Source organism: Serratia sp. (in: enterobacteria), from assembly GCF_046715635.1.
GTDB lineage: Bacteria > Pseudomonadota > Gammaproteobacteria > Enterobacterales > Enterobacteriaceae > Chania.
The window spans coordinates 1-5,416 of the sequence record NZ_JBKJYW010000429.1; the positions used below are offsets into that span (position 1 = coordinate 1).

At 54.0% G+C, this 5,416-nt stretch carries 7 protein-coding genes; all 7 read right to left on the minus strand.

Annotated elements, in window-relative coordinates:
* A partial coding sequence (locus ACLQ7H_RS22520; RefSeq protein ID WP_411754579.1) for a YqjD family protein occupies positions 1-199 on the minus strand: 199 nt, incomplete at its 3' end.
* A 165-nt stretch (positions 200-364) separates the two neighbouring features.
* Positions 365-736 carry a DUF1090 domain-containing protein gene (locus ACLQ7H_RS22525; RefSeq protein ID WP_411754580.1) on the minus strand — a complete coding sequence of 124 codons (372 nt, stop codon included), beginning with the start codon at positions 734-736 and terminating at the stop codon, positions 365-367.
* A gap of 191 nt (positions 737-927) precedes the next feature.
* Positions 928-1,299: an EnvZ/OmpR regulon moderator MzrA gene (gene mzrA, locus ACLQ7H_RS22530; protein ID WP_411754584.1), complete on the minus strand. Its 372-nt coding sequence runs from the start codon at positions 1,297-1,299 to the stop codon at positions 928-930.
* Entirely contained in the window at positions 1,299-1,973 is a 675-nt protein-coding gene (locus ACLQ7H_RS22535) for a DedA family protein (RefSeq protein WP_021180653.1), read from the minus strand. Before ACLQ7H_RS22535 ends, mzrA begins: the two co-directional genes overlap by 1 nt.
* A gap of 130 nt (positions 1,974-2,103) precedes the next feature.
* Entirely contained in the window at positions 2,104-2,553 is a 450-nt protein-coding gene (locus tag ACLQ7H_RS22540) for a hypothetical protein (protein ID WP_411754581.1), read from the minus strand.
* 188 nt (positions 2,554-2,741) lie between these two features.
* A complete protein-coding gene (exuR, locus tag ACLQ7H_RS22545; RefSeq protein ID WP_411754582.1) occupies positions 2,742-3,518 on the minus strand; it encodes a transcriptional regulator ExuR in 777 nt (258 codons plus the stop codon).
* Positions 3,519-3,636: 118 nt separating this feature from the next.
* Positions 3,637-4,935 carry an MFS transporter gene (locus tag ACLQ7H_RS22550; RefSeq protein WP_411754583.1) on the minus strand — a complete coding sequence of 433 codons (1,299 nt, stop codon included), beginning with the start codon at positions 4,933-4,935 and terminating at the stop codon, positions 3,637-3,639.
* Positions 4,936-5,416: the final 481 nt, after the last annotated feature.

Below are 5,416 nucleotides of genomic sequence, written 5' to 3' on the forward strand. Positions count from 1 at the left end.
GCTTGGTTTGGTGAGCCAGTTTGTCACCGGCATCGCTCAGACGGGCACGGGTTTCTTTCAGTGCGCCTTCTGCTTTGGAGCGCAGTTTGTCCAGTTCAGCTTTAGGTTTATCGGTGGAAGAGTTCAGCACTTCTTCCAGCGTATCGGCCAGGGACTTCAGTTCAGCGCGTAAATGTTCTGCATTTGAATCATGTGCCATTTCGATAACTCCTTAACATTAACTTCGACAGACTTTTAACATAGCGGATTTATTCACTTATGCAAAGGGCTTATCCCCGGTGGATATCACTAAGCAACATCATTATTGACTGCTAAAATCCCGCCAGATGGGGCTCTTATCGATAAATCCGCTAATATAAAAAAATTATTCGGCCTGCGCGGCTTTCAGCTCGGCCTGGGCTTCTGCCAGCTTTTTCTGCTTGTTGGCGATTTTGTCCGCCTTGCCGGTTTCCTGGGCTTCTTTCAGTTCCTGCTCACGTTCGGCAACTTTTTCCTGCTTATCAGCAATTGCCTTCTGGCGATCGGCTGCTAAACCGGCCTCGGTGCAGTGGGTCTGTACTTCGCTCAGGGCTTTCTTCAGACCCGCCACGCGGTAGCTGTTGCCATGCTTGGTGGCATAATCGATCTGGGTCTGGATCTCTTGAGCTTTGCTGGCACAAGTCTCGGCCGCTGCCTGTGAAAGCGCAGAAAAAGTAAACAGGGGGATGGCCAATAACAAAGTGTGGCGTAATTTCATGATTTCAATTCCTTAATGTTGGGAGATAACGGTGATGCTCCCGGTTTCCTGCTGCCCAAGGGGCAGTGCGACAGGTGGCCTACGCGGCAGACCCGTGCTGACAATCAGCATAGTCACAAATTGCGTAGAACCCCAAATGTAGGGGCGCTGCATGCTGCGCCCGCTAAGGAAATTCCTGTAATGAGAAAGGATTATCCCAGATTAAGCGGCGCGTGTGCAAATTTACGCACCCAGTGGCCGGGGTGCAGGGGCTCGTTCAAGGCAATGACATAGCCCGGGGGTAGGATGTTTTTCAGGGCTTCACGGGCCAGCAGTTGCTGCTCAGGAGAATCCAGGCGGATCACCAGGCCATCGCCCTCCGGCGTAATGCTTTTGATGCGGATACCGCGTTCATCCAGGCGCTGATAGACATAAAAACCATCTGGTAACGATAAGCCCTGCTGAACCGCGTGAATACGCAGCTCATTTTCCGTACGCAAGAGGTAGGGCACCAGCACGGCGCACAATGCCAGCAATAGCAATGAAAGCATCAGAGCGTATTGCCAGCGTGGGCGTTTGGCTATCACGCGTCTTTCCCTGCACGGTCGGCGCGTTTTTTGCGCCACAGCACCACCAGGGAACCGACCAGCCCAGCGACCAGTAGCACAAGTGGCAGCATCATCAGGCCGAACATCAACTGGTCTTCATACTTGCGGAACATCGGGGTTTTTCCAAGGGCAAAACCAACCGAAACCAGGATCAGTACCCATAGCAAACCGCTCATCCAGTTAAAGAATTGAAAGCGGGCATTGCTCAAACCGGACAGGCCGGCAATGGTCGGCAACAGGGTACGCACGAAGGCCAGGAAACGGCCAACCAACAGGGCCGAGAGGCCATGGCGGTGGAACAACTGGTGGGCACGCTGATGGTAATGGGCCGGTAAATGAGCTAGCCAACCCTGTACCGTAGGCGTATTGCCTAGCCATCGGCCTTGTATGTAGCTAACCCAGCACCCCAGGCTGGCTGCGGTGGTCAGGATGAGAATGGTGACCGGGAAGTTCATGGTGCCTTTGGCAACCAGGACGCCGACCAGGATCAGCAGGCTATCGCCCGGCAGGAAGGCGGCGGGCAGCAGGCCATTTTCCAGAAATAAAATCATAAACAGCAAGACGTACAGCGTCCAGACCAACGAGGGGTTGGCCAGCGTTTCAAAGTCTTGCTGCCATAAGGCATCCAACAGTTGCTTAATGATATCCATCCGGTGTTCCTAAAAACGTCATTGTTATTTTCGTTCAGCGGCAGGGGGCGGGAAGCTCGCGGAGGGCCCTGGCTGCTGAAGATGATGATCGGTGTTGCTTTATTCTTGGGTATAACGGGGCGACACCGGATCATGAGTGATACGTTAGCGAGCCACGGTAAAGTATGTTGCTTTCTTTCCAACCCCCGAGCCTGCTTTGCTGCGGCGGGAAGTTCAGCGTCCAATTGACCTGCCGCAACCGGTTTGGGGCTGGGTTATCTGCCTGCCGTTGGGGCCACAGGCGGTAGCCCAGATCTGTTGCTAAAGTATAGGCTGGAACCGACTGGGTCGGGGCCTGCAACGAGCTGGGATAGGAATGCATCCGGGGCAAAGACAGCAGTAGTTTGCTGAGGGGCTTGCGGCGGAGTTCACTGTGCGGGCGGTAATCCTGACCGTAGGGGGAAACGACATGCTCATCAAATAATGCCTGAGCACTTAACGCGGGGGCTAAGGCTGTGGTTTGTGCTGCATAGAGCTTTGGGCCGGAGACCGAACCGGTCCAGCAGGAAAGAGCAATAAGCATGGCAAACAACCAGCGCATGTATTCGCGTTCCGCCCCCAAAGCCAGTCAATAAAAAAGTGGCCTAACTCTACCAAAATAGCATGATTGGCAACAGGGAAATCTACGTGGTCGCAGGGGAAATATCGCGCAGTGGGCGGCTGTACCGGGATCGATTCAGCCGTTTTTACAATACCTGACATTCGGTGCTATTTGTTGGCGCCAAAACCCTATTTGGTGGTGGTGGCCAGGTTATCCAAATGGATCACCGGATTTTCGGCAAACAGGTAGCGATCGGCGTTGTATTCGAAATCGTCGGTGGTGGCATTGAACAGCATCTGCTTGGTGTTTTCCAGATGTTGCCACATGGCCAGTTTGGCGCCATGAGGATCTTTACGTATCAAAGCCTTGAGGATCTCATCGTGATCGTCGCACCAGCTGGCAATGGAGCGCTCATCGATGTGTTCGTGCAGTTTGATCCAGTAAGGGTTGTTGACACGCTGAGCCCACATTTTTTCCACTATGGTGGCCATGGCGGTATTCTGGGTCGCTAGCGCAACCTGCACGTGGAATTTGAGATCCCACTGCGAATTGCGGAAGCGATCCTCTTTGCGCGCCTGCTCCTGAATCTCCATCAGTTGGACGATATCCTGCTTGGTCACCTGAGTGGCGGCAAATTCGGCGATGTTACTTTCGATCAACTGGCGTGCCTGTAGCAGTTCAAAAGGCCCTGCTGTGGCGAATTCGAGGCTTTCAGCCGGCACAACCAGGTGTTTTTGTTGGCTGGAGATCACATGGATGCCCGAGCCTTTGCGCACTTCTACGTAACCTTCCACCTCCAGCATGATGATCGCTTCACGCACCACGGTGCGGCTAACGTTCATCTCTTCTGCGATATAACGCTCGGCTGGCAGTTTCTCCCCGACCGGGTAGACTCCGCCCTCAATGCGCCGTTTAAGCTCGGCGGCCAATTGCTGATAAAGGCGTCTGGTTTCAGTGAATTCCATAGTGAATGCTCGGTGGTAGAAGGGCGTGATGCCATAAGACCTGTTATACCACTTATCCGCTGTAGCTGCTAGCGAGTCAGATGCAAAAGCCCGGCACAAAGGCCGGGCTGTGTGGGGGTTAACTGCTGGCATCTGCCGTTTGTAATCGCTCCTGTTCCAGCTCGGAAACCGGCTTGTTTTGCAGCACGGTCCAGATCACGATGGCGGCCAGAATATCGAACACCGACAGGGCGGCGAACAGTGGGCTGAAGCCCATGGTGTCAGCCAATGCGCCGACCACCAGAGCGAACATGGTGCTCGCCGTCCACGCGGCCATACCGGTGAGCCCGTTGGCAGTAGCGACTTCGTTGCGGCCAAAAACGTCTGACGACAGCGTAATCAGTGCACCGGACAGCGCCTGGTGGGCAAAGCCCCCCACGCATAACAACGCGATGGCAACATAAGGGCTGGTGAACAAGCCGATCATGCCTGGGCCAATCATCAACACGGCGCCCAGGGTGACCACCAGTTTGCGTGAAACGATCAGGTTGACGCCGAAATGCTTCTGGAAGAAGGGTGGCAGGTAACCCCCCAGGATACAGCCGAAATCGGCGAACAGCATTGGCATCCAGGCGAACATGGCAATTTCTTTCAGGTTAAAGCCGTAAGCCTTGAACATGAACAGTGGGATCCAGGCGTTGAAGGTCCCCCAGGCGGGTTCTGCCAGGAAACGCGGTAGCGCGATACCCCAGAACTGACGGTTACGCAGGATCTGCCAGGCGGACATCTTCTTGGCATTGGTGGTCTGGTGATGGGCTTCCTGGCCATCCAGTATGTAGCTGCGTTCTTCGGAACTGAGTTTCTTCTGGTCTTTCGGGTGCTTATAGAAGATCAGCCAGCAGATGGCCCAGATCAGACTCAAGACACCGGTAATGATAAACGCCATTTCCCAGCTATGTGCCACAATCGCCCAGACCACCAAAGGAGGAGCAAGCATCGCGCCCACTGAGGAACCAACGTTAAAGTAACCCACGGCGATAGAGCGTTCTTTGGCCGGGAACCATTCGCTACTGGCTTTCAGCCCGGCGGGGATCATGGCCGCTTCGGCCATACCGACCGCACCACGGGCCATAGCCAGACCGACCCAGCTGTTGGCCAGCGCGGTGCCCATACAGAAGATGGCCCACAGGATGGCAAACATCGCATAGCCGATTTTAGTGCCGAGCACGTCGAGGATATAGCCTGCAACGGGCTGCATCAGGGTATAGCAGGCTGAATAGGCGGCAACAATATAGGAATACTGTTGGGTCGTGATCCCTAGCGAGCCTTCCAGCGAGGGGGCTGCGACGGACATCGCATTGCGGGTCAGATAACCGAGCACGGTGCCGATAGTCACCAGGCCGATCATATACCAGCGTAAGCCTTTAATTTTACGCATCCCAAATCTCTCCCAGTCTAAATATTTCGGCCACCGGTAAGCCCGTGGCGGTCATGGTGCTGATTCCTTTTCATCGGGTTGCCGGTATTCCGCTTACCGACGCCGCCCTGCGCGTTGCCATTTATCTGTGGTTATAAACCAGTTGTAGGGTGACGAGAAGATAACTTGTCATACAGATTTAAAAGTTGAGTGACATCACAAAAGCCATTATTTTTTTAGGTGATAATGCTTGGCATCATAGGGCATTGATTTAATGGAAACCGTCTGAATAGGTGCTTGGAGGCCGTAATAATTGGCCAGCCAAGGTGAAAATCCACTAGACTCCGCATTAAATTGGTGTGATAACTTTTCGCGAGTTGACAGCAAGGCTAGCCAGGACAAAAGGTGAGGAACCCACTATGGCCACGTTTTTGAGCGATGATTTCTTGTTAGACAGTGAATTTGCCCGCCGCCTGTATCACGACTATGCGGTGGATCAGCC

Bases quoted from the DNA above. Each gene is read 5' to 3' on its own strand.
- ACLQ7H_RS22525 (WP_411754580.1), bottom strand. From the start codon at position 736: ATGAAATTACGCCACACTTTGTTATTGGCCATCCCCCTGTTTACTTTT.
- ACLQ7H_RS22535 (WP_021180653.1), bottom strand. From the start codon at position 1,973: ATGGATATCATTAAGCAACTGTTGGATGCCTTATGGCAGCAAGACTTT.
- ACLQ7H_RS22540 (WP_411754581.1), bottom strand. From the start codon at position 2,553: ATGCGCTGGTTGTTTGCCATGCTTATTGCTCTTTCCTGCTGGACCGGT.
- exuR (WP_411754582.1), bottom strand. From the start codon at position 3,518: ATGGAATTCACTGAAACCAGACGCCTTTATCAGCAATTGGCCGCCGAG.
- ACLQ7H_RS22550 (WP_411754583.1), bottom strand. From the start codon at position 4,935: ATGCGTAAAATTAAAGGCTTACGCTGGTATATGATCGGCCTGGTGACT.